This is a genomic window from Paenibacillus sp. FSL R5-0908 (assembly GCF_038006245.1).
Taxonomy (GTDB): domain Bacteria; phylum Bacillota; class Bacilli; order Paenibacillales; family Paenibacillaceae; genus Paenibacillus_AQ; species Paenibacillus_AQ odorifer.
Genome location: NZ_JBBOUV010000001.1, coordinates 4,590,634 through 4,616,393, shown reverse-complemented (window position 1 = coordinate 4,616,393; position 25,760 = coordinate 4,590,634). Strand labels below are relative to the sequence as shown.

Here is a 25,760-nt window from a genome sequence, read left to right as displayed (position 1 = left end):
AATTAAATTAGATAGAACATGGCTATTTGCCAGGAGGACTTGAAGTGGAAAAAATAGTGTTATCCAATGGTTTACGAGTGGTAATGGAAAAAATCCCGACCGGTCGGTCTGTTTCTTTCGGAATCTGGGTAAAGACAGGCTCTCGGAATGAACATCCTGGAAACAACGGGATATCCCATTTTGTAGAACATATGCTTTTTAAAGGTACGGATCGGTACAGCGCCAAGGATATTGCTGAGCAGTTTGACGCTATCGGCGGCAATGTAAATGCGTTTACCTCAAAGGAATATACATGTTATTATGCTAAAGTATTGGATGAGCATCTGCCCATCGCTGTAGATGTGTTAGCGGATATGTTCTTCCGTTCACGTATGGATGCTGAAGAGCTGGAGAAAGAAAAGAATGTCATCCTTGAGGAAATTTCCATGTGCGAGGACACGCCGGATGATCTTGTGCATGATTTGATGTGTGCTGCTGCCTACAAGGACCATCCGCTTGCGTATTCCATCCTTGGCTTGAAGGAACGGTTAATGGAGATGAAGCCGGATGATCTTCGGGCGTATATGAAGGAACAATACACGATTGAGAATACGGTTATAAGCGTTGCCGGCAACATTAGTGATGGATTGATTGAACTGCTGGAACAGCATTTTGGTTCTTTTGATAATCACGGTACAAGTGCGCCGCTGACTCCACCAGATTACTATGGAGAGCTCTTATTTCACCGCAAGAAAACAGAGCAGAATCACATCTGTCTTTCCTTACTAGGTGTCCGTTCTGGCGATCCCCTGCAGTATGCTATGGTGCTGATTAATAATGCCGTAGGCGGAGGGATGAGCTCCCGCATGTTCCAGGAAATTCGTGAAAAGCGCGGATTAGCTTATTCGGTGTATTCCTATCACAGCTCCCAGGCAGATTCTGGTCTGTTTACGGTGTATGCTGGAACAGCGCCCAAGCAAACAAAGGATGTCATGGAGTTAATCAAGGAAATGATGTACGAACTTGCTACCAACGGCCTCAGTGAAGATGAGCTGAGAAAAGGTAAGGAGCAGCTTAAAGGCAGCCTCATTCTTAGTCTCGAAAGCACTAGCAGCCGAATGAACCGTATCGGAAAAAATGAACTTATGCTCGGAAGACATAATACATTGGACGATATGATCGCCAAAATTCAGCTAGTGACGATGGACAATATCAACAGTGTACTGGACCATATGTTCGCGCAGCCGCTTTCTTTAGCGATGGTAGGCTCATCAGATAAAGCTATTGCAAATGTTAGGAGAGATGATCTTGTCTTATTACGTACAAATCAATAAACTTGCTGGAAACGAGGATGTAAATCTTCCTTGTAAAATGTCGGAGCAAGCTTCCGGTTATGATCTTTATGCTGCCGTTGCGGGTGAAATTGTACTTGCACCAGGAGAGCGGGCATTAATTCCAACAGGGATCTCACTGGCTATGCCAGAGGGGCTTGAAGCGCAGATCCGTCCGCGTAGTGGACTGGCCTTGAAGCACGGGATTACCTGCTTGAATACACCTGGAACTATAGACGCTGATTACCGCGGAGAGATCAAAGTGCTCTTGATCAATCTGGGGCAGGAGCCTTTTGCTATCGCTCGCAATGAGCGGATTGCCCAAATGGTATTTCAAGCCGTTCCAGTGGTTAATTTGGTGGAAGTGGAAGAGTTGTCCGAAACTCAACGCGGAGCCGGAGGCTTTGGCCATACTGGCAAATAAGATTGTTGATACAATTCGTTTAAAAAGCTTACGAATTTATGCCCAAGGCATGATTCGTGAGCTTTTTTGTTATGCAGAGTTAATTATCCAACAAAATTTTAATTTCTTCGATTGTTAAGCAGATAGCATTTTATAAAGTGCTATCTGCTACTCCGACTAACTCCGATTTCCCCATCGAAAAAACTGAGCATTTTCATTGGCTCTCTGCCACAACTCTAACCCTACCGTCAAAGTAAAGACGAAGCCCCTATCGGACCCCAGCGCTCTTATTTATATCAATGCTGCTTAATTCGGCTGTTTTCGGACCCCAGTGTCACTATTTGATCAAAAACACCTGATATCGAACCTGTTTATATCGAATAAGAGCTCCCCAGTCCGAAACTCCGCCTAAAAGGCAAAAAATACACAAATAGTTGCATCTCGGTCCGTAACTCATCAGCCGCAAGCCTTAAGCCATTAGTTCATCAGTCATCTGCTCATCAGCCATGCGTACCGGGGATTTCATTTCCGCTCTTCACCCATTAACAATGCCCAGCATAAGATGCTTTATAGTCGATAGTGTATGTTGAAAGGAGCGTCATCCCTATGCTTACTGGCGTCAGGATCGTGTTCCTGGGCGGGGACGCGAGACAGCTTGAAGTGATTCGGAAATGTGTGGAATTGGATGCGACGGTAAGCGCTGCCGGGTTCGATAAGTGGGAGACCCCTAGCCCAGGGGTGAGCCTGGAACAATTGACGGTAGAGCTGCTGAGTAATGCTGATGTATTAGTGTTGCCTACGGTAGGCTGTGATGATGAAGGAAATATTAGTGCTCTATTTTCTTCTGAGCGTTTAACGATTCTGGAGGAGCATTTCACTGCGCTGCCATCCGATTGTTTGGTCTATACCGGTATGGCTAAAAGTTACTTGCGCGGGATGTGTACCAAGCACTCACTGAAGTTAGTCGAACTGCTTAATCGTGATGATGTGGCTATTTATAACTCTATCCCGACAGCGGAGGGAGCGCTGGTAATGGCCATTCAGAACACGGATTTTACGATTCACAGCTCGAAGTCAATGGTGCTTGGTTTAGGTAGAACTGGATTTACAATGGCTCGAAGTCTACAGGGGCTGGGGGCTAGTGTAAAGGTTGGTGTCAGAAAACAAGAACATTATGCACGTGCTGAGGAAATGGGCTGGAAGCCTTTTATGACCAATGAGCTGCTGCTTCACGTACCGGATGTGGATCTTATATTTAACACGATACCAAGTATGATCATCACCGCGCAGGTGCTCTCGCGGCTTGCGCCGCATTGCGTAATTATTGATCTGGCATCTGCACCAGGCGGCTGTGACTTTCGTTATGCTGAGAAACGTGGGATTAAGGCGATGCTGGCTCCAGGACTCCCTGGCATTGTAGCTCCAAAAAGCGCTGGGATTATTATGGCAAATGCGCTGGTACAGTCGATTTCGGACGAGGCTTTAATCAAGGGGGACGAATAAAATGGATTGGCACGGAAAAACAGTAGGGTATGCGATCACTGGATCTCATTGCACTTTTGCTGAGGTAATGCCACAAATTCAGCGCTTCGTAGACGGGGGAGCAAACGTAGTACCTATAGTTTCTGCATCTGTATTAGGAACAGACACCCGCTTTGGGACATCGCAAAATTGGTTAAAACAGTTGAAAGATATAACAGGGAATGATATCATTTCTACAATTGTTGAAGCGGAGCCGCTGGGTCCTTCCAAGCTGCTGGATGTGCTGACAATAGCACCTTGCACAGGAAATACAACGAGTAAACTGGCTAATGCCATGACGGATAGTCCCGTGCTAATGGCAGCTAAATCGCAGATGCGCAACGGACGTCCACTAGTTCTAGCGATATCTACAAATGATGGATTGGGCCTAAATGCCGCAAATATTGCTAAGCTTCTGGTGGCTAAACATATTTATTTTGTACCATTCGGTCAAGATAACCCTGAGGGTAAACCTAACTCGCTCGTGGCACGCATGGATCTTATCCCGGAAGCTTGCTATGCCGCTTTGCAAGGTAAACAACTACAGCCGATGATCATCGAACGGTTTCATTCAGCTTAGAAAATTAACAGAGCTCGGCTGATTTTGTTGTGGAGAATAAAAGGGGAGATGCACCAAATGAGCAATGAGAAGTGCCAAGATAACGTAGTGGAACCAGCTAAGTTCATTGCTATCAAAAAAATATAAGCAGTATTGCTACCGTCCTCAGGTTAGAGGGCGGTACAGCCATTTACCAACTTACTTAACGAATAAGCTCACGTACCGTAATCTTTTCACGAATGATTAGTGTGTTTGCTTTGATAATAATGGGGGAATTATACATGGGTATTCTGGTACAAAAATTCGGAGGAACATCGCTATCCACACCGCAAGCTAGAGAACACGTAATCCGTAATGTCAAAAGGGAGCTGGCAAGTGGCTATAGTCTTGTAATTGTTGTATCCGCTATGGGCCGTCGCGGAGAGCCTTACGCAACTGACACTTTGCTGGATTGGGCCGTGCAGAACGGAGATGCACTTCCAGACCGGGAAAAAGATCTCTTGATGTGCTGTGGTGAAATTATTTCAGCTACTACTCTATGTGGGCTGCTGGAGAATGAAGGCATCGCTTCTACAGTATTAACGGGAGCTCAGGCAGGATTTCTGACAGACAGCAACTACGGTAATGCCAGAATTCTGGATGTACGTCCGGAACGTATTCTCCGTGAGCTGCGTGAAGATAAGGTAGTTATTGTTACCGGGTTCCAGGGCCAGACTGAAGCGGGTGATTTGACAACTTTAGGCCGTGGCGGCAGTGATACCTCTGCTACAGCACTGGGTGCTGCTCTTCATGCTGATATGGTGGATATTTATACGGATGTTAACGGGATTCTTACAGCAGATCCACGGATCGTTGAAGATGCTAAGCCATTAACTTACGTTAGTTATACTGAAATATGCAATATGGCTCACCAGGGAGCAAAAGTTATTCATCCACGTGCGGTTGAGATTGCTATGCAGGCACAGATCCCAGTTCGTGTTCGTTCAACCTTTTCAGAAGCTGAAGGTACGTTAGTTACGAATCCAGAAGGATTTAACGATATCCAAGCAGGGGGTATCGTGGATCGATTCGTTACAGGGATTGCTTATGTCAGCAACGTTACACAGATTTCTGTGGAATGCCCGGACGGTAACGGAACCGGAGTGCAACTGCAAATCTTTAAGAGTATGGCAGATAACGGGATAAGCGTTGATTTTATTAATGTAACACCCACGGAAGCCCTTTATACGGTTTTTGATGACAAATCAGAGAAGGCCATTTCTGCTCTACAGCAGCTGGGTTTACGACCTAAGAGTTTATCGGGTTGTGCCAAAGTTTCTGTTATCGGGGGCGGAATTAATGGTGTGCCTGGTATTATGGCGCGCATCGTTGAGGCGCTTAGCTCACAAAACATTCAAATTCTACAATCCGCGGATTCGAATACAACGATATGGGTGCTTGTGAAAAAAGAAGATATGGTGCAGTCCCTGCGTTCGCTGCATGCTATGTTTGAATTGCACCGCTGACAAGGAGGAATTCAAAGTGGATTTCGGAAGATTAATAACAGCCATGGTAACCCCTTTTGATGGGGATGGAGAAATCAACTGGGATGTAACTTCACAGCTTGTCGATTATTTGATTGAGGTACAGAAATCAGAGGCTTTAGTTGTCTGCGGAACGACAGGGGAATCGCCTACGTTAAGCGATGAGGAAAAGCTGCAGCTGTTTTCTTTTGTGCTGGAAAAGGCGAACGGACGTTGTAAAGTTATTGCTGGAACTGGCAGCAATAACACGAAGCATTCCATTCATCTGACGAAGGAAGCGGAGAAAATAGGCGTAGATGGAGTGCTTTTGGTCGTTCCTTATTATAATAAACCGAATCAGGAAGGTCTTTATCAGCATTTTTCCACGATTGCTTCAGAGACTTCATTACCAGTGATTCTATATAATGTTCCAGGTCGAACAGGTGTAAGTATGAGCGTGGCCACTACCCTGCGACTTGCTGAGATTCCGAACATCGTTGCTACGAAAGAATGCGCGTCTGTAGATCAGGTAACACTTATTGCCTCTGCTTGTTCAGATGATTTCCGTGTATATACGGGTGATGATGCTTCAGGTCTTGCCAGTCTGGCTGTTGGTGGATATGGAATTATAAGTGTATCTAGTCATGTGGTTGGTGCGCAGATGTCAGAAATGATTTACGCTTATACCTCCGGCAATGTTCAGCTTGCTGGAGAGATTCATCGCCAGCTGTTTCCAATTTTTAAAGGAATGTTTGAATGCCCACAACCGCTGCCCAATCCTTCAGCTGTAAAATATGCTTTAGGACTCAAGGGGATCCCTGTGGGTGGAGTCAGATTGCCGCTTATTTCGCCAACCGAAGCGGAAGCGGCTTTTATTGAGGCACTATTTCACTAAGAATTAATCATTGCTGATGTACGTTCTAAACCGGCTACTCTATTGGGGGAGCCGGTTTTTGCATTTATATTTTTTTTCTGAAATATTGAGGTGAATTTAAGGAAAGAATTTGGATACGAGGCGGATGACTTGTCTTTTGCCAAAAAAATCATGTATAATGATCTTAAGTGACTGGGTGCGGTTAAAATTAAATATGCGGTAATCTTCCGTCAATGTAATACATTGTGAGACAGGATAGGTCCCAAGATGAGTCTGTTTAAATAAATGACATGTCTTCGCGCGAGGGGCGCGACGGTGAATTTTGACGGCGTTTGTCCGCTTCAATATGAACTTTACTGCCCGGAATCGGGAGCTTTCGCATTGCGCATTTTACAGATTTCAGGAATTTCCTCGTCGATTGGAAGTTATTGGCTGTTTGAAAGAAATGTGTTCAGCGCCGCTGAAATAATCGAAGTTCGATATTTACCAATAAAAGTATGACGTCCAACATCATAGGAGGGTTAGATTCATTTGTCCAAAAAAAACAACAACGATAAATTGACGATTTTCGCATTGGGCGGAGTCGGAGAAATCGGGAAAAACATGTATGTTATTCAATACGGAGCTGACATTGTAGTCGTGGATTCGGGACTCAAGTTTCCGGAAGAGGATATGCTCGGTATTGACATCGTAATTCCTGATATCTCGTATTTGACAGAGAACCGTGACAAGGTAAGAGGTATTGTGCTTACTCACGGACACGAGGATCACATCGGTGGTCTGCCTTATGTCCTGAAGAATTTGAATGTTCCAGTCTATGGAACAAGATTAACTTTAGGTCTTGTAGAGAACAAATTGAAGGAAGCGAACCTGCTGGGTGACACCAAACGGATTCTGATCAACGAAGATTCAGAAATTCAATTGGGGAACTCACTTAAAGTAACTTTCTTTAGAACCAACCACAGTATTCCTGATTCCGTGGGTGTATGCATTGAGACTCCGGAAGGAAATGTTGTTCATACGGGCGATTTCAAATTTGACCACACCCCAGTCAACGGTCAATTTGCAAATCTGCATCGGATGGCAGAGATTGGCCAAAAGGGCGTACTTGCTCTTTTGTCGGATAGTACAAATGCTGAGAAACCAGGCTTTACCCCATCTGAGAAGAATGTCGGTATTGTGCTGGAAGATATTTTCCGCAAGGCTGAGCAACGTGTCGTTGTAGCAACTTTTGCTTCCAATGTGCATCGTATTCAACAAGTGGTTAATGCAGCAGAATCTACGGGTCGTAAGATTACAGTAATTGGCCGTAGTATGGTCAACGTTGTATCCATCGCTTCAGAGCTTGGATATTTGAACGTACCTGACGGAATGCTGATCGAACCGGAAGAAATGAATAGAATGGCAGCAAATCGTGTAGTTGTTCTTTGCACAGGCAGCCAAGGCGAGCCAATGTCTGCATTGACACGTATGGCACGTTCTAGTCATCGTAAAGTAGATATCCTGCCAGGCGATACCGTTATTATTGCGGCAACACCTGTACCAGGTAATGAGAAGTATGTAGGCCGTACTATCGATGAATTGTTCCGTCTTGGCGCTAATGTGATTTACAGCGGTTCCAACTCCGGCGTTCACGTATCCGGTCACGGTAGTCAAGAAGAACTTAAGCTGATGCTTAACCTGATGAAACCGAAATTCTTCATTCCGATCCACGGTGAATACCGCATGCAGCGCAAACATGCTTTGCTGGCTGAATCCGTTGGCGTAGAACCACAGAACATTTTCATCACTGAAATCGGTGAAATTGTTGAAATCCAAGGCGGTGCCGCTCGTAAGGCTGGTAAAGTAACAGCTGGTAACGTATTGATTGACGGACTAGGTGTAGGCGATGTTGGTAACATTGTATTGCGTGACCGTAAGTTGCTGTCTCAAGATGGTATCTTGGTTGTCGTGGTTACACTTAGCAAGCAGAATGGTGCAATTGTTTCTGGACCTGACATCATTTCGCGTGGTTTCGTTTATGTTCGGGAGTCCGAAGGGCTGCTCGACGAAGCTAACCGAATTGTATCCAGTACATTGCAACGCCTGATGAGTGAAAAAGTAAATGAGTGGGCTTCCCTTAAAACAAGTGTAAAAGATTCGCTGGGCCGTTTCTTATATGAACAAACGCGCCGCAGACCGATGATTTTGCCAATTATCATGGAAGTGTAAGGAGAGTTTCTCCTTCAATGAATATATAGCTAGGGCTGAGCCCCTTTTCCCCGGAAATATTGGACGGTTTCCACGGGAGAAGGGGTTTTTGTATGTTCAAAAGCTGAAAATTGCATAATGCAGCACCCTGAAATGTCATACTAAGGATTGTTAGTAAGGCAACAGCAGACTAGAGCTGCATATAACAAGGGAGAGCTGCGAAGATGAACTACATCGAAGGATCAAATGGAGCAAAAAATGAGGAAGTTGTCCCAGGAGAAACTAATCCGAACCCTAATGAAAATATGCCGCCCACTACAATGGGAGCGATTAAGGAGCTTGGACAAACAGTAGTCCCAAGTGGAGAGCCTGATATTTTTTGCTTAACGATTATTGGTCAGATTGAAGGACATATTGTTATGCCTCCACAGAACAAAACAACAAAGTATGAGCATATCATTCCGCAGCTGGTGGCAGCTGAGCAGAATAAAAACATCAAAGGCCTGCTTATCATTTTAAATACGGTAGGTGGAGATGTAGAAGCGGGATTAGCAATTGCGGAAATGATTGCATCTCTCTCAAAGCCAACAGTAACCGTAGTCATTGGAGGCGGGCACAGCATCGGGGTGCCGATTGCAGTTTCCTCCACTTATTCGATTATTGCTGAAAGTGCAACGATGACGATTCATCCGATTCGAATGAATGGTTTAGTGATCGGAGTGCCGCAAACGTTCGAGTATATGGAGAAAATGCAGGAACGTGTCGTTAAATTTGTGACTTCCCATTCGCGTATTTCTGAAGAACAGTTCCGTGATCTCATGTTTAAGACAGGTGAGCTCAATCGTGATATCGGGACGGCCGTGGGGGGCTTGGATGCCGTTAAATATGGTCTGATGGATGAGGTCGGCGGGATCGGAGCTGCTCTAGCACATCTCAACCGGATGATTGGCGGGGATTTCTCAGCATCGACTCCAGGAGGGATTACGCAATGACACTGTACACAGTAGTTGCAATGGATCAGGTGTGGGAGGGGGCATTTAACAATTATGCTGCAACCCTAGAAGTGAGTGTGCAGGGCATGCTGATGCAGGTTGAACCGATGGAGGAGGGGCGTGCGCGGATCGTGAGATTATTGGATTGTCCACTGAACCGTTATCTAGATCCGGCGTTCTCTCCAGGTTCGATAATTACATTAACATAAAGATTCATTTTCTGACAAAAGAGAACATAGGTACGCCACGCCATTATATGGTATAATGTTGTTCCGGGGGTGGCTGGCGTGGCTAAACGAAAAAAGAAGAAGAAAAAAGCGCTGCTCGGCAGCGTTTTAAAATATGAAATATATGGAATTTTATTAATAACTATTTCCGTCATTGCACTGTCTGGTGAAGCAGCCGTAGGGCGCTCACTTTCAAGTATGGCGGGTTACTTATTAGGGAGATTTTATTTTGTGTTGCCGCTTGTCGGCATTTTTTATGGACTTATGGTGATGATCCATCGAAGATGGCCTTCCTCGTGGAACAGCAGGCATACTGGCGTGCTTCTGCTTCTATTGTCTATGTGCCTTATGAGCACAATATCTGCAATGGAGCAGAAGCTTGGCCCGTTGTCTTTATTACATCCCGGCAATGTAATGACACAAATACATAATGATCTTTCGGGATCACTTTCACCTGGCTCGAACGACAGCAATGTCTATATGCTGGGGAAGGATATAAGCGGAGGGTACATCGGCGGGTTGGAGTATGCAGCGTTGTTATGGCTTTTTGGTAGTCTGGGCGCTAAGCTGCTTATGATCGTCATGCTGGCGATCAGCTTTATGCTAATTACCAACTTGTCCTATGTGGAGATTTTTACGCTTTTGCGAGTGCGCTTGGTTAAGTTTGTGGAGGGGATCCGTCTCCATGCTGCAAACCGTCCGAAGGCGGTTCCGGTAGCGGCCAGACCTTCTAGAGCCGCTGCTCCAGCTAAAGCTCGGCAGGTGAAGCAGCCTGTCTATGATGACGAGGATGAAGAAGACGAAGACGATCGGTATTTGCCTAATCGCAAACAACCTGTCCTTTTGAAAAAAATATCTGGCTGGTTCTCAGGCTCCACGCGTTCACAGGTGGAAGCAGATCCTGAGGATGACGATCAGGGTCCAATTGTGACAAGTGTTTCAACCGGTCCGATTATTTCGGGATTAACTCCAGATAGTCGTGTAATTCCATTAGACGATATCGATCATGATTTTGATGATGCGGATCTGGATATTGAACCTGTGACGCCTATTATTCGTGACTTCTTTGAACATATCCGTTCAGAAGGGTTAAACGAAGAAGATCGGGAAGAGTGGAGTGAATTCTCACCCACTGCTCGTGGTGAAGCAGCTAAACCTGCTGTAGCCGGACCTAATGCTGTTAAGCAACAGCCTACGGATGAGTCTGAGGAGAATGTAAGCATAGACTTGGAAGGCCTGCTAGGTGCTTCTCCAGATGGAGAGATTATTCCCGCTCCTCCAGCACCACCGCCACCGAAGCCATATAAGCTGCCATCGTTCCGTCTTCTAGCCAAACCTAACAATGGTGGCAAAGCTGGAGATCAGAATGATTATATGCAGACAGCCCGTAAGTTAGAAGCAACACTTGAAAGCTTTGGGGTACGGGCTAAGGTGCTGGAGGTAGTAAGAGGCCCAGCGGTTACGAGGTATGAGATACAACCGGATATTGGGGTTAAGGTTAGCCGTATTGTAAATCTGACGGATGACATTGCCCTTGCACTTGCAGCCAAAGACATTCGGATGGAAGCACCGATTCCGGGTAAATCTGCGATTGGGATAGAAGTTCCGAACTCTGAGGTGTCTATTGTTACCATGCGCGAAGTTATGGAAACACAGATTTTTCAGGAGGCTGAATCCAGATTATCGATTGCTTTTGGCCGTGATATTTCCGGCCAGACCATTATTGGCAATCTGGCTAAGATGCCCCATTTATTGGTGGCCGGTGCAACGGGCTCCGGTAAATCTGTCTGCATCAACGGGATTATTACAAGCATCTTATACAAAGCAAAACCTGATGAAGTCAAATTCCTCATGGTCGATCCAAAGATGGTAGAGCTGAATGTGTATAATGGAATTCCCCATCTTCTGGCTCCGGTTGTAACAGATCCCAAGCGGGCAAGTCTTGCTTTGAAGAAGATTGTTGTGGAAATGGAGAAGCGTTACGAGCTATTCTCCAAATCGGGAACACGGAATATGGAAGGTTATAATAAGCTAATGGCTGAGAATCCAGCGGCAATTCTCCCGTATATCGTTGTTATTGTGGACGAGCTTGCGGATTTGATGATGGTTGCTGCCAATGATGTTGAGGATGCAATTTGCCGACTTGCACAAATGGCGCGGGCGGCTGGAATTCATTTAATTATCGCTACACAACGACCTTCAGTAGATGTCATCACAGGTTTAATTAAAGCTAATATTCCATCCCGGATCGCTTTTGGCGTATCGTCCAATGTGGATTCACGTACCATTTTGGATATGCCCGGTGCAGAGAAGCTGTTAGGCCGAGGTGATATGTTGTTCTTGCCAATGGGCGCATCTAAACCTATTCGTGTACAGGGAGCTTTTATGAGCGACCAAGAAGTAGAGACTATCGTTCAATATGTCAGCAGTCAAGGTGAAGCCGAATACGATGAGTCCATCGTTCCTGAAGTGGATGATACAATCACTGAGGATCAGGAGCCACAGGATGAATTATACGAGCAGGCCGTACAAATTGTGCTGGAGGCTAAGCAGGCTTCAGTGTCGCTGCTACAGCGTCGCATGCGGGTCGGTTATACCCGTGCAGCCCGGTTGATTGACTCTATGGAGGCTCGTGGGGTCATCGGTCCTTACGAGGGCAGCAAGCCGCGTGAGGTACTAGTGTCACTTGAGCAATATCAGCATAACAAGATCAGCTCGTAAGCTGGACAAGCCTGTCGAAACCTTCTATAGACAGTAAAAGAGATGGCCACTTTAGAAGTGGACCATCTCTTTTTTTGTATGTTGAGTACTTATTTGACCCTTGGCGCAGCAAGCAAAGCTTCAACAATATAATCCAGTTGCACATTTAGAGAATAGATATCACTGTAATATCCTAATCCAAAATCAATTTCCATCAAACGGCCTTCTTTTACGGCAGGGATATTGTTCCAAATTGGGTTTTGGGTCAGATCAGCCATACCATCATAAGAGGACCGGAAGATATAATCACCGCTGTATTTGCTAAGGACTTCAAAGGATACGGATTCCCCATCCGCACCTGTTGTCGTATCTATTTTCTGTTGGATGATCTCCGGCGCCTTCATGCCTAAATATTCATAAATGATTTGCGAACCACGTCCGAATTGTTTGCTCGCCACAACAGCCATACTATTGTCTTTTCCACCTTCCATGATGGATATTGTGTGATCCAGAATACCAGCTTCTTGCAGCTTTTGTTTGCTGTCTTCAACTTTTTTATGGAAATCAGTAAATAATTCTTCTGCTTGATCTTCTTTGCCTACGACTTGTCCAATAAAGGACACCCGTTCTTCTGTTGACATTCTTTCATACGGAACTAACACTGTTGGTGCAATTTGGTGGAGGGCTTCATAAGTTTCCTCTGATGGCACGATGATAAGATCGGGATTTAGAGCAAGGATTGCTTCAGGGCTAGCCTCAAACCAGGTACCAAGCTTTTGCACATCTTTTAGCTCATCTTCAAAAGCAGCACCCTCGGATACATCGGATACGCCTATAGGTTTAATGCCTAGAGCCAGTACATCACCGAGCAAATAAAGAACTACGACTCTTTGTGGACTAGTGGGAACGGCAATGTCTCCTTTAACTGTGGAAATTATCCGGGTTTGTGCTTCGACAGCAGCTTTGTCTGTATTTGCCCCTGTACTTGTTTCTGCTGAGGGGGTTGGTGTCCCGTTGCTTGACGCATTTAAATTTGTGGTTCCTGTGGAACAAGCGCTTAACACTATGGTAAAGCATAATAAAAGGGTGAGCAGTAATGATGGTTTGGCATTTCTAAACATTGGTAATTCCCCTTCTCCGTTATATTGATAATGATTATCATAATCAATATAACGGAGAGGTTGTGTTCGGGCAATGTCAATTTGTGCACCTTGGGATGGCATATCACGCCAGCTAGGTTGGGTGATCAATTTATTTTTGTATCGGACAGGGGAGATTCCGTAATATTTTTTAAACATTTTTCCTAGATAATAGCCATCAGGATAACCTACTGCAATTGCGATGTCATGCAAGCTCGCCTCTGTGTTCAGGAGCAGTATTTTCGATTTTTCCATGCGGATGCTGATTAAGTACTGAGCAGGGCTAGTCTGCAGCCTTGTTCTGAATAATCTGGATAATGTTCTAGGGCTGCTGTTTACCGCTTTAGCTAACTTTTCAAGAGAGAAGGTTTCCTTATAATAAGCCTGCATATAGCGAATGGCTTGATCTAGCGGATCAGGTTGGATTAACTGTGTTTCCAGCGTATACAGCTGCCTAAGCATCTCATAAATCCATTGATAAAACAGTGTTTTAACATGCAGCCGATCCAAAAGACCTGCTTTGCCCCAATCAGTAAACATGTTCTCCATCTTATCAAATAAGGGCAGTGGACTAGTAGGTGTAAATCCATATTGGAGATTAAAGGGATTATTGTGTTCCATAATTGTCTTTAGATTGTTGCGTGAGGCGAGTGAAAGGTTTGCTTTATATAAAATTAAGTAATACTCCAGTAATTCCTCCGTGCGTAAAAATTGAATGTTCATTCCTTTTCCACCATGAAGGATATGAAAGTTGCCGATCTCGTGTGGGACCTCGTCAATCAGTATTTCGGCCTTGCCGTTTATGATCAACAAGAATGCGCTTGAGGGCAGCTGATAATGTGAATTCAGATCACCTGATCGTTGAAAAGTATGGCGTATATCAATAATTTCTATTAGTGCGTGGTTCCACAATAAAATGTGGTCCTTTAAATTCATGATTAATATCAACTCCAACGTTTTCTTATTTCGATTATAGTTGATAATTATTCTCAATTACAATGAAATGCTATTACTTCTTTTTTAGTAATGCATAGGATGTCCTGACAGTCGTCATAATAACTTTAGCCATCCATGCAGAACTCACAAAAGAAAGGTAGAGCGAACCCCTATGAAGAAACATAAGTTGTGGATCTTTGCTTCTTTAACCCTTGCACTTGCTGCCGCGCCGTTTGCAGGAATGCTGCTCCAGGGTAATGGCATAGTACAGACCAAGCAAAGTGCTGCTGCGTCATTTGTCCATGAACTAAATCATCCTGAAGAAGAGGCCTTGCCTGCCTTCAGCACGACTCCGATTAAACTCGGTTCTTCTGGTCAGGATGTTTATGAGTTGCAAGGACGTTTAAAACATCTGGGCTTTTATGAAGGGAAAATAGACAGTCAGTTTGGTCCGAAAACGAAAAATTCAGTAACGTGGTTTCAATGGAAGTTTGGAATGAAGTCTGATGGCATCGTAGGCGCTAAGACTAAGCTGAAATTGTATAACGCAACTAAGAATTGGAAGCCGACAGAATCGGCTTCAGCAACCGGAAATAATACAGCAAACAACAACACCGGTAACAAAACTAATACAACTAATAATTCGGATTCAGCGTCCCTGTCTTCAGGGAATACGATGGGATTATCAGAAAATGATCTCAAAATTATGGCTAATGCCGTCTATGGTGAGTCGAGAGGTGAACCTTTCGAAGGTCAAGTTGCTGTTGCTGCAGTAATCTTGAACCGGGTAAAATCTCCGAGCTTTCCAAATACACCGTCTGGCGTTATTTTTCAGCCTGGAGCTTTTACAGCTGTAGCTGACGGGCAGATTTATTTGGAGCCAAATGAGCAGGCACGAAAAGCAGTACAGCAAGCGCTGAATGGCTGGGATCCTTCGGGTGGGTGTTTGTATTATTTCAACCCTAAAACGGCGACCTCCAAATGGATTTGGACTCGTCCACAGGTCAAGACTATTGGCCAGCATATTTTCTGTATGTAGATAAGTAAAGAAGTAAATCCAGAGAGCAACCGGGAAGAGGCATCCGGTTGCTTCCTTACTTTGGAATGGTTTAGAATGGTTATTAATTCATAAACATGTTAATGAGCAACTATCCACGCGGTAAAGGAGTTTTGGACTTGACTAATAATGTATTTCAGCATGGCAACGTGGCAGGTATGCGTATTCACGTGATGCCTACCAAGGCGTTCAAGACCTACGCCATCTCACTTTATGCCGGTGTCCCACTTAATGAGGATACGGTCACCCCTACAGCACTTGCTCCATTTGTGCTCCGCAGAGGTACCGCTTCTTATCCAGAGACTACTCAATTCCGCGAGCGTTTGGAGGAGCTGTATGGCGCTGGATTTGGTTTTGATATTTATAAAAGAGGCGATTATCAGATTGTTCAGTTTCGCATGGACACCATTAATGACTCCTTCGTGCAGAGTCAGGAGAGCTTGCTTGAACAATCCTTTGCTTTCCTAGGAGAAGTCCTGACCCGTCCGTTGGTGGAGGATGGAAGCTTCCGTCCTTCCTATGTTGCAACAGAGCGAGAAACAGTGCGCAAGAAGCTGGAATCTATCGTAAATGATAAGATTCGTTATGCTGCGGAACGCTGTATCGAAGAAATGTGCCGTAATGAGCCTTATCGTCTTCATCCACTGGGTCAAAGAGCGGATTTGGATCGGATTACCCCAAAAAGTTTGTACGAATCTTATAACTCATGGTTGGATGGAGCTATTTTGGATCTCTATGTTGTGGGAGATACGACTACTGAGGAAGTTGAAAAGCTTGTGCAGCATCACTTCGGACGCATTCAGTCGGAGGTGGGCTTATATAGCTCCAAGTTTGTCCCGGTATCCGTCAGTGAGGTGCGGACGGTAGAGGAGAAGCTGGATGTCAGTCAGGGCAAGTTGAACATGGGTCTGCGCACATCGATTACGTATAAGGACGATACATATGCGTCCGCACTTATGTACAACGGAATATTAGGAGGGTATCCACACTCTAAACTTTTCGTCAATGTACGGGAGAAGGCCAGTCTTGCATACTATGCCTCTTCACGCTATGACGGTCACAAGGGGATTGGAACGATACAATCAGGCATAGAAACGCAAAATTACAACAAAGCTGTAGAAATTATAGAAAAACAATTGGAAGAGATGAAAGCTGGCAATATCACAGATTTGGAGTTAAGCCAGACGAAAGCCATGATCCGTAATCAGCTTTCCGAAATTCCGGATTCTGCTTTTGAGATGATCTCTTACGACTTCAACCGCCAGTTGTCAGGAAAAGAACGGACAGCGGATCAGCTGCTAGAAGAGGTGGAACAAATCGGTGCAGGGGAAGTAAAAGCTGCAGCGGAGACCTTTCAGCTGGATACGATTTATTTCTTGACAGGGAAGGAGGAATAGAGATGGAACAAATTCAATACGACAGACTTCAAGAGACCCTTTATCATGAGGTGATGGATAACGGGCTTCAGGTTTATGTATTGCCAAAACCAACATTTCAAAAAACTTACGCCACATTTGCAACTAAATACGGTTCTGTAGATAACCATTTTCATGTCGCAGGTGGAGAAGAGACCACTGTTCCTGATGGTATAGCTCACTTTTTGGAGCACAAAATGTTTGAAGAGCCTGAAGGCGATATTTTTGCCACTTTTGCCTCAAATGGAGCTTCAGCTAACGCTTTTACAAGTTTCGATCAGACGGTTTATCTTTTCTCGGCAACAGAGAACATAGAGACTAACCTTAGTACACTCGTTGATTTTGTGCAACGACCATATTTTACGGATGAGAATGTAGAAAAGGAAAAAGGGATCATTGGTCAAGAAATCAATATGTATGCAGATAATCCAGACTGGCGCGTATACTTTGGCCTTATTGAGGCGATGTATTCGAAACATCCGGTTCGGATTGATATTGCCGGAACTATAGAGTCGATTAGTACGATTACGAAAGAAACACTGTACACTTGTTACAATTCTTTTTATCATCCCAGCAATATGCTGTTGTTCGTAGTGGGTGGTGTGGATCCGGAGAAGGTATTCTCCTTGATTCGCAGCAATCAGCAGGGGAAATCTTATGGTAAACAAGGTGAGATTAAGCGTATTTTTGAAGAGGAGCCGGAACAAGTCGCTACGAAGCGCTTAGAAAGCAAACTGGCTGTTTCGATGCCTAAGATTATGTTTGGGTTTAAGGAAAAAGTTGATGGTCTTACAGGTGAAGCTGCGCTTAAGCGTGATTTGGCCACCAAGCTTATGCTTGATTTGCTGGTTGGCAGCAGCACAGCGTTGTACCAAAAGCTCTATGATGAAGAACTGATCTCAGACAGCTTTGGCCATGAATTTAATAGTTCAGAACAATATGCTTTTTCAGCTATGGGTGGAGATACCAAGGACCCTGATTTGCTTCTAAAACGAATAAAAGAAGAAGTGGATCAGATCTTAAAGTCTGGCTTTGCTGAGAAGGATTTCGAGCGGGCACGGAAAAAGAAAATAGGCGGATATTTGCGCATGCTGAACTCCCCTGAAAGTATCGCACATGAATTTACACGTTACCAATTCCGCGGTGGTGATCTGTTTGAAGTTCTGCCTATTTACGAATCGATTACTTTAGCTGAAGTGAATGAGCGTTTACATGCCCATGTAAATTGGGAGCAGCTCGCTGTTTCACTAGTGGTGAGTCCTTAAATGGCGCTTTTGGGAGAGAGCAACAAACCATTAGGAGAAATGACAGTTCTGGTGACAGGGGGCAGCGGGGGAATCGGTGGTGCCATTGCAGAACGGTTTGCCTCTGTAGGCATGAATATTGTTATTCACTACAAGCACTCACATGAAGCTGCTAATGATGTCGCTCGGCGTTGTATGGCCCTTGGAGCAAAGGTAATGACTGTAAATGCGGATATGAAGGATCGCAGTCAGATTGTACGAATGGCGGAGAAGCTTGAAAGTAATGGAATGCAGCCGGATATTCTTGTTAACAATGCCGGTAAATCTCATTATGGGATGCTGGCTGATGTGAGTGAAGAGGAATGGGACGATATTATGGCCATTAACTTGAAAGGTACCTTTATGTGCAGCCAGATTTTTATGCCGTACATGGTATCCCAGCGTTATGGCCGAATCATCAACGTTTCCTCCGTGTGGGGAATATCGGGAGCCTCTTGCGAGGTCGCTTATTCAGCCAGTAAGGGTGGAGTAAATGCTTTTACCAAGGCGTTAGCCAAAGAATTAGCACCTTCTGGCGTAACTGTAAACGCGGTAGCTCCAGGAGCGGTTAATACGAATATGTTGTCTAACCTCCAGGAGGATGAGGTCCGGATGCTGGAGGATGAGATTCCGGCGGGACGTTTGGCTACTCCTAATGAAATCTCCTCACTGATTTACTTTTTGGCCCTGCCAGAATCCGGGTATATTACTGGACAGATCATTAGCCCTAACGGTGGCTGGATTACGTAATGCTTAACTTGGAGAAAAGCTCCAGCATAAGAATCTATCTTCTGAGACATATTATAAGTGTTGTTTTTTAATCTCTCGTAAGGCGGCTTACAGCCTGTATGCAGGTGTTTGACCGTAAACATGAAGGAGGATTTAAGATGACACAAGACGATAGCGTAATCAAAAATTTTGACACCTGGAAGAAATTCCTAGGTAAACGGGTTGTACAGGCGGAGAAACTTGGGATGAGTCAAGACACAATCTCAAAGCTGGCTTTTGAAATCGGGGAATTCCTTGATGAAAAAGTGGATCCAGCAAACACTCAAAACCGTGCGATCAAAGAGCTATGGGATGTCGGCAACGATGAAGAGAAGCAAACGATTGCTAAACTCATGGTCAAGTTGGCGAAAGACAACGCCTAAGCTTGCGGAAAAGCTCCCCCTGTGGGAGCTTTTCTGCAATTATTACAGGACTGACCTTGCCTTTCATTTTTATTTTATATATCATTAACATGACCCGTGTAAAAGACCGCTTTGCCGGGGCAGCTTTTTTTGCTGTATTGGCAAAGGGTAGGGAAAAGGAATCTATGAGGTGTACAAGTGGAATATAAACAGTGGTATATGGAATACAAGATTCACAAGAACAGACCCGGTCTGCTTGGTGATATCGCTTCAATGTTAGGGATGCTGGAAGTTAACATTCTGACGATTAATGGAGTCGAAGGAAAAACTCGCGGAATGTTGCTGGAGACCAATGATGATGAGAAAATTATGCTGATGGGTGAAATGCTCAAAAAAGTTGATAATATTACAGTTTCAGCTCTGCGGTCTCCAAGGCTCGTGGACAAGCTGGCTGTGCGCCATGGGCGATATATTGAACGGGATTCAGATGATCGGAAGACGTTTCGTTTCACCCGCGATGAGCTAGGTCTATTGGTTGATTTTCTCGGTGAGCTGTTTAAAAAAGATGGGAATCAGGTTATAGGACTTCGTGGTATGCCCCGTGTAGGAAAGACGGAATCCATTATAGCTGGCAGTGTCTGTGCTATGAAACGCTGGACATTTGTCTCGTCCACACTATTGCGGCAGACGGTGCGCAGTCAATTGGCTGAAGATGAGATGAACCCACATAATGTATTTATTATTGATGGTATAGTCAGTACGATCCGCTCTAATGAGAAGCATTATAATTTATTGCAAAATGTTATGAGCATGCCAAGCACAAAGGTTATTGAGCATCCAGATATTTTCGTACGCGAATCTGAGTATAGTTATGATGACTTTGATATTATTATTGAGCTGCGGAATAATCCAACTGAAGAAATCTTGTACGAGTCATTTACGACGAGCTACAGTGATGATTTATAGAACACAAACGATGAAGAATACACTTCCGAGCATGTTTTTTTTATAAAGCTGGTTAAGGAAGTTTACATTCATAGAACTTACAGGAGGTGATGGTATGTCGGAACTGGGCCGGCAATTGAAAGAGGCACGTCTGCAAAAAGGGATGAGTCTTGACGATGTCCAGGAAGTAACAAAAATTCGCAAAAAGTATTTGGAAGCCATCGAGTCTGGAGACTACAAGGTGCTTCCAGGAAGTTTTTATGTGAGGGCGTTTATCAAAACGTATGCAGAAGCAGTAGGCATGAGTCCTGACGAACTGCTTGAGGAGCATGGGAACGTACCTGCACCACCTGCAGACACGACCATGGAGACGGTGATTCAAAAGCGCAGCCGTAGACCCGAAACCGAACGGAATGCAAAATGGCTGCCAACAGTGCTGATGTGGACATTCCCTATATTGATTATTGTAGTGATTTACATTTATGCTTCTAGTTTAAACAAAGCAGACCCTGATCAAGTTGATCAAACAAATATCACAAATAATGTGCAGGATCCTAATACAGCACAAACTTCTCCACCCGCATCAGGAGGCGGTGTTGTAGCACCTACTTCCTCGGCAGGTGCAGAAGCAACTACTGAGCCAACTACGGAGCCTACGCCAACACCGACACCAACGCCGTCTCCTCAATCTATCACGGTTACACCAGATGGGAAGTCAGGCAAAACAACGAAATTTAAGGTTACAGCTCCTGCCGGAAGCGAAGTTAAGGTTGAGATTGTTGCATCTGGAGTAAGCTGGCTTGAAGTTTATAAAGGCGAGAACTCTAAAGGTGAAAAACTCTCCTTCGGAAATACTGCAGCAGGAGAAACTATGAGCTTCGTTCTGGGCAGTGAAGGTATGTATATTAAGTCTGGGTATTCCCCAGCAACTGAGATTACCGTAAATGGTCAAGTAATCACGGATGAGAAGACGTCCTCACGTCTCCTGCTTAATCTTGACGGTTCTGGAAGTGAAGGTACTCAAAGTGAAGGGACAGGCGAATAACAAATAGGATGTATAGACTTTGGCTTTAGGGAGAACATAAGACTGTTTTCAGTTTTAGCCAAAGTGAGGTGTACATCTTATGACAGTTAGCTGGATTGTAGCTGGCCTTGGGGTTGTTGTCAGTCTTATCGGATACTATTTGACACCAGGTGCTTGGGGATACGGAATTCTCGGATTCGGTATTGCACATATTGTGCTAGGAATTCTGGATATGTTTCGTAATCCGGTCCGAAGCAGATAGAAGCTGTAGAAATGAATGTCTCCAACGATTTACTTCCGGTGGAGACGTGTTTCTACCCTTTGAACCAAACTCACTCGAAGGAAAAGCTCCACTTAGTGGGGCTGTTTTCTATGTCGGGTGAGCTACATAATGATTTATCCAAAATTAGACTTAATAGTACCATTCTCTTATAATAGTAGCAGACTAATTGTATAAAGGACGTGGAGTTTAATGAGTTCAGAATGTTCATTTGATATTGTATCCAAAATGGATATGCAGGAGTTAACGAATGCTATTCACCAAACAGAGAAAGAGATCGACAACCGCTTTGATTTTAAGAACAGCAAAAGCAGTCTGAAGATGGAGAAAGACGCACTTATTATCGCCTCTGAAGACGAATATAAGCTAAATGCTGTTATTGATATTTTACAATCAAAGATGGTGAAAAGAGGCATTACCCTAAAGAATCTGGATTTCGGTAAAGTAGAACCGGCTTCCCTGGGATCTGTACGTCAACGTTTAGGGCTTAAGCAAGGCATTGATCAGGAGAATGCGAAAAAGATTAATATTCTGATCCGTGATTCAAAATTAAAGGTAAAGAGCCAGATCCAAGGGGATCAAATTCGTGTGACTGGTAAGAGCCGCGACGATTTGCAGCAGATTATTCAGATCTTGCGTAAAGCTGATTTACCACTGGATTTACAATTCATGAACATGAAATAGAATTTTGTGCCCCGCAGTGCTTATTAGCACTAACAACGCGGGGTGCTTTCTGTTTTTTTGACACCTATTTATTGCTATAATATACTTGCTTAAGTAGAAATGGATTAGCCTGATTTAGGCAATTTGTATGAACGATTTAGGGGAGGAAAACTTCAGTGAATTTGCCCAACCGCATCACGCTAGCTCGTATTTGCCTGATCCCGATTATGATGTTTTTTTTACTGGTGGATTTCAGTTTTTATCCAGAACCGATACATTGGGGCTCGTTTCAGCTATCTGTTAATCATTTGGTAGCAGCTGTAATCTTTTTGCTTGCGGCCAGCACAGATGGAATAGACGGCTACATTGCTAGGAAATATAATATGGTCACCAATCTCGGTAAACTCCTTGATCCACTTGCGGACAAACTGCTGGTATCTGCAGTACTGATTTCACTTGTGGAGCTAGGCAGATGCGATTCATGGATTGCTATTGTAATCATCAGTCGTGAGTTTGCAGTCACCGGACTTCGCCAGATTGCATTGCTAGAGGGAAAAGTGGTTGCCGCCAGCAAATGGGGCAAGATAAAGACGGTTGTACAAATTGTTGCGATCTCACTGCTGTTGTTGAATAATTTCCCATTTCAATTTGTCAGTATTCCTGTAGACGATATTGCTATTTGGGCCGCAGCGCTGATCACTATTTATTCTGGAATTGATTATTTTGTGAAGAATAAGGATCTGCTACAGCTGCATAATGCGTAAGCATGTAAGCTGGATATACAAGGAAAGGTAATAGGTGAAGCACCTATTACCTTTTTTGAAATCCAAAAGCAGTGTACCTACATTATAACGAGGAGGCGAAAGCCAGGTATGAAAGCGGAGATTATTGCAGTAGGGACAGAGCTTTTGCTCGGTCAAATCGTGAATAGTAATGCCCAGTTTTTGTCTATAGAGCTAGCTGCCATCGGGATCGATGTATACTTTCAAACCGTTGTCGGTGATAACAGCAGCCGCCTGCAGCAAGCCATCGAGATCGCTCAGAGTCGGGCCGACGTTATTATCTTTACGGGCGGAATTGGCCCCACTGAGGATGATCTGACTAAAGACGCACTGGCTGCATCGCTAGGTAGAACGCTCCATATTGATCGTTTGGCGATGGATCATGTACAACGTTTCTTTGATGATCGTAAGATCGTTATGACCGAAAATAACCGCAAACAGGCACTTATTATTGAAGGAACTACACCGTTGCCGAATGAAATCGGTCTTGCGGTTGGGATTGCTTTTGAGCATGAGAAGAAATATTATATTGTGCTTCCAGGTCCACCTCGTGAGATGAAACCGATGTTCGTTGATAAAGCAGTACCGTGGCTACAGCAGCACGCTTTGACGAACGAAACACCGCTTTATTCAAAAATGCTCAAATTTGCCGGCATTGGAGAATCGTTGCTGGAGGACAAGCTCATTGAACTGATTCGCAGTCAGACTGATCCAACGATTGCCCCGTATGCCAAAGAGGGAGAGGTAACTGTTCGTATTTCGACAAAGGCCCCTTCTGAGCATGAAGCTACAAAGAAGCTGGAGATACTGGAACAACAAATCAAGGAGATTTTGCCGGAACATTTGTATGCGAACATTGATGTACCGCTGGAGCAATTGATTGTGGATTGGATGGCGGATGCCGGCCTGACCTTAAGTGCGGCAGAGAGCTGCACCGGAGGTTTGCTGATGGAGAGCATAACAAATATTCCAGGCAGTGCTTCGATGTTTGCCGGCGGAATCGTCTGCTATTCGAATGACCTAAAGAAAAAGCTACTGAATGTGCCAAGTGCTTATTTGGAGGGACCCAATGCTCCTGGAGCCGTAAGTCGTGAGGTTGCCGAGGTGTTGGCTGACCAAGTGAGAATGATTGCAGACAGCGATTTTGGCTTATCTGTTACAGGTGTAGCCGGACCGGGTTATTCTGAACGCAAGCCTGTTGGACTTGTATTTATCGGCTTGGCTGAACGGGGACGTAAGACAGAGGTCTATGAGCTTAATCTTAAAGGTACACGGGAAAATATCCGGTTGCGTACTGTTAAGGCTCTGCTGTATCGCCTCTGGCGGAGACTTGAGGAACGCAAGGTGGAGACACCTCTTGAGGGTTCAGACTTGTAATGGGAGATTAGCCCAGTTATAATATACACATACGGAAGAACCGTGGCACTGAGATTTCTTTGCTGCGGTTTTTTGTATATTTGCAGAGATTTTGATCACGATGGCTACTCATGATCATAAGTCGTTGATGTCCGGTGAAGTGGGGAATTTAATTAACTTCTATCTCCGGAGGGAGGCTTACAATAAAAGGGATAAATAACGCCCAAGACAAAAAAAACGAATGTATGTTCGAAAAAAAGCTTGGCAAGACCTTAAAAACACGTTATTATATTACTATAAACAGTGAAGGAAGTGGTCTGATTGTCAGATCGTCGTGCAGCGCTTGATATGGCGCTTCGTCAAATAGAAAAACAATTTGGTAAAGGTTCGGTAATGAAACTGGGAGAATCCACGCATATGCAAGTGGAAGTTGTACCTAGCGGATCTTTGGCACTTGATATTGCGTTAGGTATAGGCGGACTTCCAAAGGGACGTATTATTGAAGTATATGGACCGGAATCTTCAGGTAAAACAACAGTTGCTCTTCATGCTATTGCAGAAGTGCAAAGACAAGGCGGACAAGCTGCATTTATCGATGCCGAGCATGCGCTTGATCCGAAATATGCACGTAACTTGGGCGTAAATATCGATGAGTTGCTGCTTTCTCAGCCAGACACGGGTGAACAAGCGCTGGAAATCGCCGAAGCACTCGTTCGTAGTGGAGCCGTTGATATTATTGTCGTTGACTCCGTTGCTGCTTTGGTACCTAAAGCTGAAATTGAAGGCGATATGGGTGATTCCCACGTCGGATTGCAGGCTCGCTTGATGTCTCAAGCACTTCGTAAGCTTTCTGGTGCCATTAGCAAATCCAATACGATTGCTATCTTTATCAACCAGCTTCGTGAGAAGATCGGTGTTATGTTCGGTAACCCTGAGACAACTCCGGGTGGTCGTGCATTGAAATTCTACTCTTCTGTACGTTTAGATGTACGTCGCGTAGAGAGCATCAAGATGGGGAACGATGTGGTTGGTAACCGTACTAAGATCAAGATTGTGAAGAATAAAGTAGCTCCTCCATTTAAACAGGCTGATGTTGATATCATGTACGGTGAAGGGATTTCCAAAGAGGGAAGTCTTGTAGATATCGGTACTGAAATGGATATCGTGAATAAAAGTGGTGCATGGTATTCCTACGAAGGCGAGCGTCTCGGTCAAGGTCGTGAGAATGCTAAACAGTTTTTGAAGGAACATCAGGATATAGCCCTTATTATTGAGAATAAGATCCGTGAAGCAAGTAATTTATCCACTATTGTTGCTGCGCCGAAGAATGAGGATATTATTGCAGAGCAAGAAGAAGAAGAGAAATTGCTTCTCGAAATCGAATAGTATATTAAGCAATAGGACGCCCTGTGATTGATTGTTGCAGGGTGTCTTTTCTTAACAATTAATGAAAGTAAGACGATAACTGATCT

At 44.4% G+C, this 25,760-nt stretch carries 23 protein-coding genes; 22 read left to right on the top strand and 1 reads right to left on the bottom strand.

Features of this window, described 5'->3' with window-relative positions:
• Nucleotides 1-44: 44 nt before the first annotated feature.
• The 10 genes from MKZ09_RS20980 to MKZ09_RS20935 all read left to right on the top strand — a co-directional run bounded on the left by MKZ09_RS20980 (nt 45) and on the right by MKZ09_RS20935 (nt 12,299).
• A complete protein-coding gene (locus tag MKZ09_RS20980; RefSeq protein ID WP_076201732.1) occupies nt 45-1,313 on the top strand; it encodes a M16 family metallopeptidase in 1,269 nt (422 codons plus the stop codon).
• A complete protein-coding gene (gene dut / locus MKZ09_RS20975) occupies nt 1,288-1,734 on the top strand; it encodes a dUTP diphosphatase (protein ID WP_172628834.1) in 447 nt (148 codons plus the stop codon). Before MKZ09_RS20980 ends, dut begins: the two co-directional genes overlap by 26 nt.
• Nucleotides 1,735-2,319: 585 nt before the next feature.
• Complete coding sequence (gene dpsA, locus MKZ09_RS20970; protein ID WP_076136425.1) at nt 2,320-3,216, top strand: dipicolinate synthase subunit DpsA; 897 nt, start codon at nt 2,320-2,322, stop codon at nt 3,214-3,216.
• 1 nt (nt 3,217) lies between these two features.
• Nucleotides 3,218-3,814: a dipicolinate synthase subunit B gene (locus tag MKZ09_RS20965; protein ID WP_036688443.1), complete on the top strand. Its 597-nt coding sequence runs from the start codon at nt 3,218-3,220 to the stop codon at nt 3,812-3,814.
• A 260-nt stretch (nt 3,815-4,074) separates the two neighbouring features.
• Entirely contained in the window at nt 4,075-5,298 is a 1,224-nt protein-coding gene (gene dapG / locus MKZ09_RS20960; RefSeq protein WP_036688442.1) for an aspartate kinase, read from the top strand.
• 16 nt (nt 5,299-5,314) lie between these two features.
• Entirely contained in the window at nt 5,315-6,190 is an 876-nt protein-coding gene (gene dapA / locus MKZ09_RS20955; protein ID WP_076201735.1) for a 4-hydroxy-tetrahydrodipicolinate synthase, read from the top strand.
• Nucleotides 6,191-6,700: 510 nt separating this feature from the next.
• Entirely contained in the window at nt 6,701-8,380 is a 1,680-nt protein-coding gene (locus MKZ09_RS20950) for a ribonuclease J (RefSeq protein WP_076127859.1), read from the top strand.
• A gap of 203 nt (nt 8,381-8,583) precedes the next feature.
• Nucleotides 8,584-9,351 carry a ClpP family protease gene (locus MKZ09_RS20945; protein ID WP_076136428.1) on the top strand — a complete coding sequence of 256 codons (768 nt, stop codon included), beginning with the start codon at nt 8,584-8,586 and terminating at the stop codon, nt 9,349-9,351.
• Nucleotides 9,348-9,560, top strand: coding sequence for a YlzJ-like family protein (locus tag MKZ09_RS20940; protein WP_076136429.1), 213 nt, complete (start codon nt 9,348-9,350; stop codon nt 9,558-9,560). The genes MKZ09_RS20945 and MKZ09_RS20940 overlap by 4 nt, the downstream gene beginning before the upstream one ends.
• Nucleotides 9,561-9,638: 78 nt before the next feature.
• Nucleotides 9,639-12,299, top strand: a complete 2,661-nt coding sequence (locus tag MKZ09_RS20935) for an FtsK/SpoIIIE family DNA translocase (protein WP_076201737.1) — start codon at nt 9,639-9,641, stop codon at nt 12,297-12,299.
• Nucleotides 12,300-12,388: 89 nt separating this feature from the next.
• On the opposite strand, the gene MKZ09_RS20930 is transcribed toward MKZ09_RS20935, so the two are convergent.
• Nucleotides 12,389-14,353 (bottom strand): AraC family transcriptional regulator, encoded by a 1,965-nt coding sequence (locus MKZ09_RS20930; RefSeq protein WP_076201739.1) that lies wholly within the window; start codon nt 14,351-14,353, stop codon nt 12,389-12,391.
• Nucleotides 14,354-14,525: 172 nt separating this feature from the next.
• Between MKZ09_RS20930 and sleB the strand changes: the two genes are divergently transcribed.
• From sleB to recA, 12 genes are all read left to right on the top strand, one after another.
• Nucleotides 14,526-15,392: a spore cortex-lytic enzyme gene (gene sleB, locus MKZ09_RS20925; protein WP_036688421.1), complete on the top strand. Its 867-nt coding sequence runs from the start codon at nt 14,526-14,528 to the stop codon at nt 15,390-15,392.
• Between the two features lie 176 nt (nt 15,393-15,568).
• The gene (gene yfmF / locus MKZ09_RS20920; RefSeq protein WP_232061535.1) at nt 15,569-16,807 is read left to right on the top strand and encodes an EF-P 5-aminopentanol modification-associated protein YfmF; all 1,239 of its coding nucleotides are present in this window, start codon (nt 15,569-15,571) and stop codon (nt 16,805-16,807) included.
• A gap of 2 nt (nt 16,808-16,809) precedes the next feature.
• Entirely contained in the window at nt 16,810-18,090 is a 1,281-nt protein-coding gene (yfmH, locus tag MKZ09_RS20915) for an EF-P 5-aminopentanol modification-associated protein YfmH (protein WP_076136435.1), read from the top strand.
• Nucleotides 18,091-18,858 (top strand): elongation factor P 5-aminopentanone reductase, encoded by a 768-nt coding sequence (gene ymfI / locus MKZ09_RS20910; protein WP_036688412.1) that lies wholly within the window; start codon nt 18,091-18,093, stop codon nt 18,856-18,858.
• 137 nt (nt 18,859-18,995) lie between these two features.
• Nucleotides 18,996-19,259 carry a DUF3243 domain-containing protein gene (locus MKZ09_RS20905; RefSeq protein WP_036688409.1) on the top strand — a complete coding sequence of 88 codons (264 nt, stop codon included), beginning with the start codon at nt 18,996-18,998 and terminating at the stop codon, nt 19,257-19,259.
• A gap of 177 nt (nt 19,260-19,436) precedes the next feature.
• A complete protein-coding gene (locus MKZ09_RS20900) occupies nt 19,437-20,204 on the top strand; it encodes a DUF3388 domain-containing protein (RefSeq protein ID WP_036688406.1) in 768 nt (255 codons plus the stop codon).
• 94 nt (nt 20,205-20,298) lie between these two features.
• Nucleotides 20,299-21,228 (top strand): helix-turn-helix domain-containing protein, encoded by a 930-nt coding sequence (locus MKZ09_RS20895; RefSeq protein ID WP_076201741.1) that lies wholly within the window; start codon nt 20,299-20,301, stop codon nt 21,226-21,228.
• A 79-nt stretch (nt 21,229-21,307) separates the two neighbouring features.
• Nucleotides 21,308-21,469: a hypothetical protein gene (locus MKZ09_RS20890; RefSeq protein WP_169744781.1), complete on the top strand. Its 162-nt coding sequence runs from the start codon at nt 21,308-21,310 to the stop codon at nt 21,467-21,469.
• A 210-nt stretch (nt 21,470-21,679) separates the two neighbouring features.
• Nucleotides 21,680-22,171: a YajQ family cyclic di-GMP-binding protein gene (locus MKZ09_RS20885; protein WP_036688400.1), complete on the top strand. Its 492-nt coding sequence runs from the start codon at nt 21,680-21,682 to the stop codon at nt 22,169-22,171.
• A gap of 155 nt (nt 22,172-22,326) precedes the next feature.
• Nucleotides 22,327-22,914 carry a CDP-diacylglycerol--glycerol-3-phosphate 3-phosphatidyltransferase gene (pgsA, locus tag MKZ09_RS20880; RefSeq protein WP_036688397.1) on the top strand — a complete coding sequence of 196 codons (588 nt, stop codon included), beginning with the start codon at nt 22,327-22,329 and terminating at the stop codon, nt 22,912-22,914.
• Between the two features lie 108 nt (nt 22,915-23,022).
• Complete coding sequence (locus tag MKZ09_RS20875; RefSeq protein WP_036688393.1) at nt 23,023-24,309, top strand: competence/damage-inducible protein A; 1,287 nt, start codon at nt 23,023-23,025, stop codon at nt 24,307-24,309.
• Nucleotides 24,310-24,609: 300 nt separating this feature from the next.
• Entirely contained in the window at nt 24,610-25,674 is a 1,065-nt protein-coding gene (gene recA / locus MKZ09_RS20870) for a recombinase RecA (protein ID WP_076127879.1), read from the top strand.
• The last annotated feature ends 86 nt before the right edge of the window (nt 25,675-25,760 follow it).

Bases quoted from the DNA above. Each gene is read 5' to 3' on its own strand.
- dpsA (WP_076136425.1), top strand. From the start codon at position 2,320: ATGCTTACTGGCGTCAGGATCGTGTTCCTGGGCGGGGACGCGAGACAG.
- MKZ09_RS20965 (WP_036688443.1), top strand. From the start codon at position 3,218: ATGGATTGGCACGGAAAAACAGTAGGGTATGCGATCACTGGATCTCAT.
- dapG (WP_036688442.1), top strand. From the start codon at position 4,075: ATGGGTATTCTGGTACAAAAATTCGGAGGAACATCGCTATCCACACCG.
- MKZ09_RS20945 (WP_076136428.1), top strand. From the start codon at position 8,584: ATGAACTACATCGAAGGATCAAATGGAGCAAAAAATGAGGAAGTTGTC.
- MKZ09_RS20940 (WP_076136429.1), top strand. From the start codon at position 9,348: ATGACACTGTACACAGTAGTTGCAATGGATCAGGTGTGGGAGGGGGCA.
- MKZ09_RS20930 (WP_076201739.1), bottom strand. From the start codon at position 14,353: ATGAATTTAAAGGACCACATTTTATTGTGGAACCACGCACTAATAGAA.
- sleB (WP_036688421.1), top strand. From the start codon at position 14,526: ATGAAGAAACATAAGTTGTGGATCTTTGCTTCTTTAACCCTTGCACTT.
- yfmF (WP_232061535.1), top strand. From the start codon at position 15,569: ATGCGTATTCACGTGATGCCTACCAAGGCGTTCAAGACCTACGCCATC.
- yfmH (WP_076136435.1), top strand. From the start codon at position 16,810: ATGGAACAAATTCAATACGACAGACTTCAAGAGACCCTTTATCATGAG.
- ymfI (WP_036688412.1), top strand. From the start codon at position 18,091: ATGGCGCTTTTGGGAGAGAGCAACAAACCATTAGGAGAAATGACAGTT.
- MKZ09_RS20905 (WP_036688409.1), top strand. From the start codon at position 18,996: ATGACACAAGACGATAGCGTAATCAAAAATTTTGACACCTGGAAGAAA.
- MKZ09_RS20895 (WP_076201741.1), top strand. From the start codon at position 20,299: ATGTCGGAACTGGGCCGGCAATTGAAAGAGGCACGTCTGCAAAAAGGG.
- MKZ09_RS20890 (WP_169744781.1), top strand. From the start codon at position 21,308: ATGACAGTTAGCTGGATTGTAGCTGGCCTTGGGGTTGTTGTCAGTCTT.
- MKZ09_RS20885 (WP_036688400.1), top strand. From the start codon at position 21,680: ATGAGTTCAGAATGTTCATTTGATATTGTATCCAAAATGGATATGCAG.
- MKZ09_RS20875 (WP_036688393.1), top strand. From the start codon at position 23,023: ATGAAAGCGGAGATTATTGCAGTAGGGACAGAGCTTTTGCTCGGTCAA.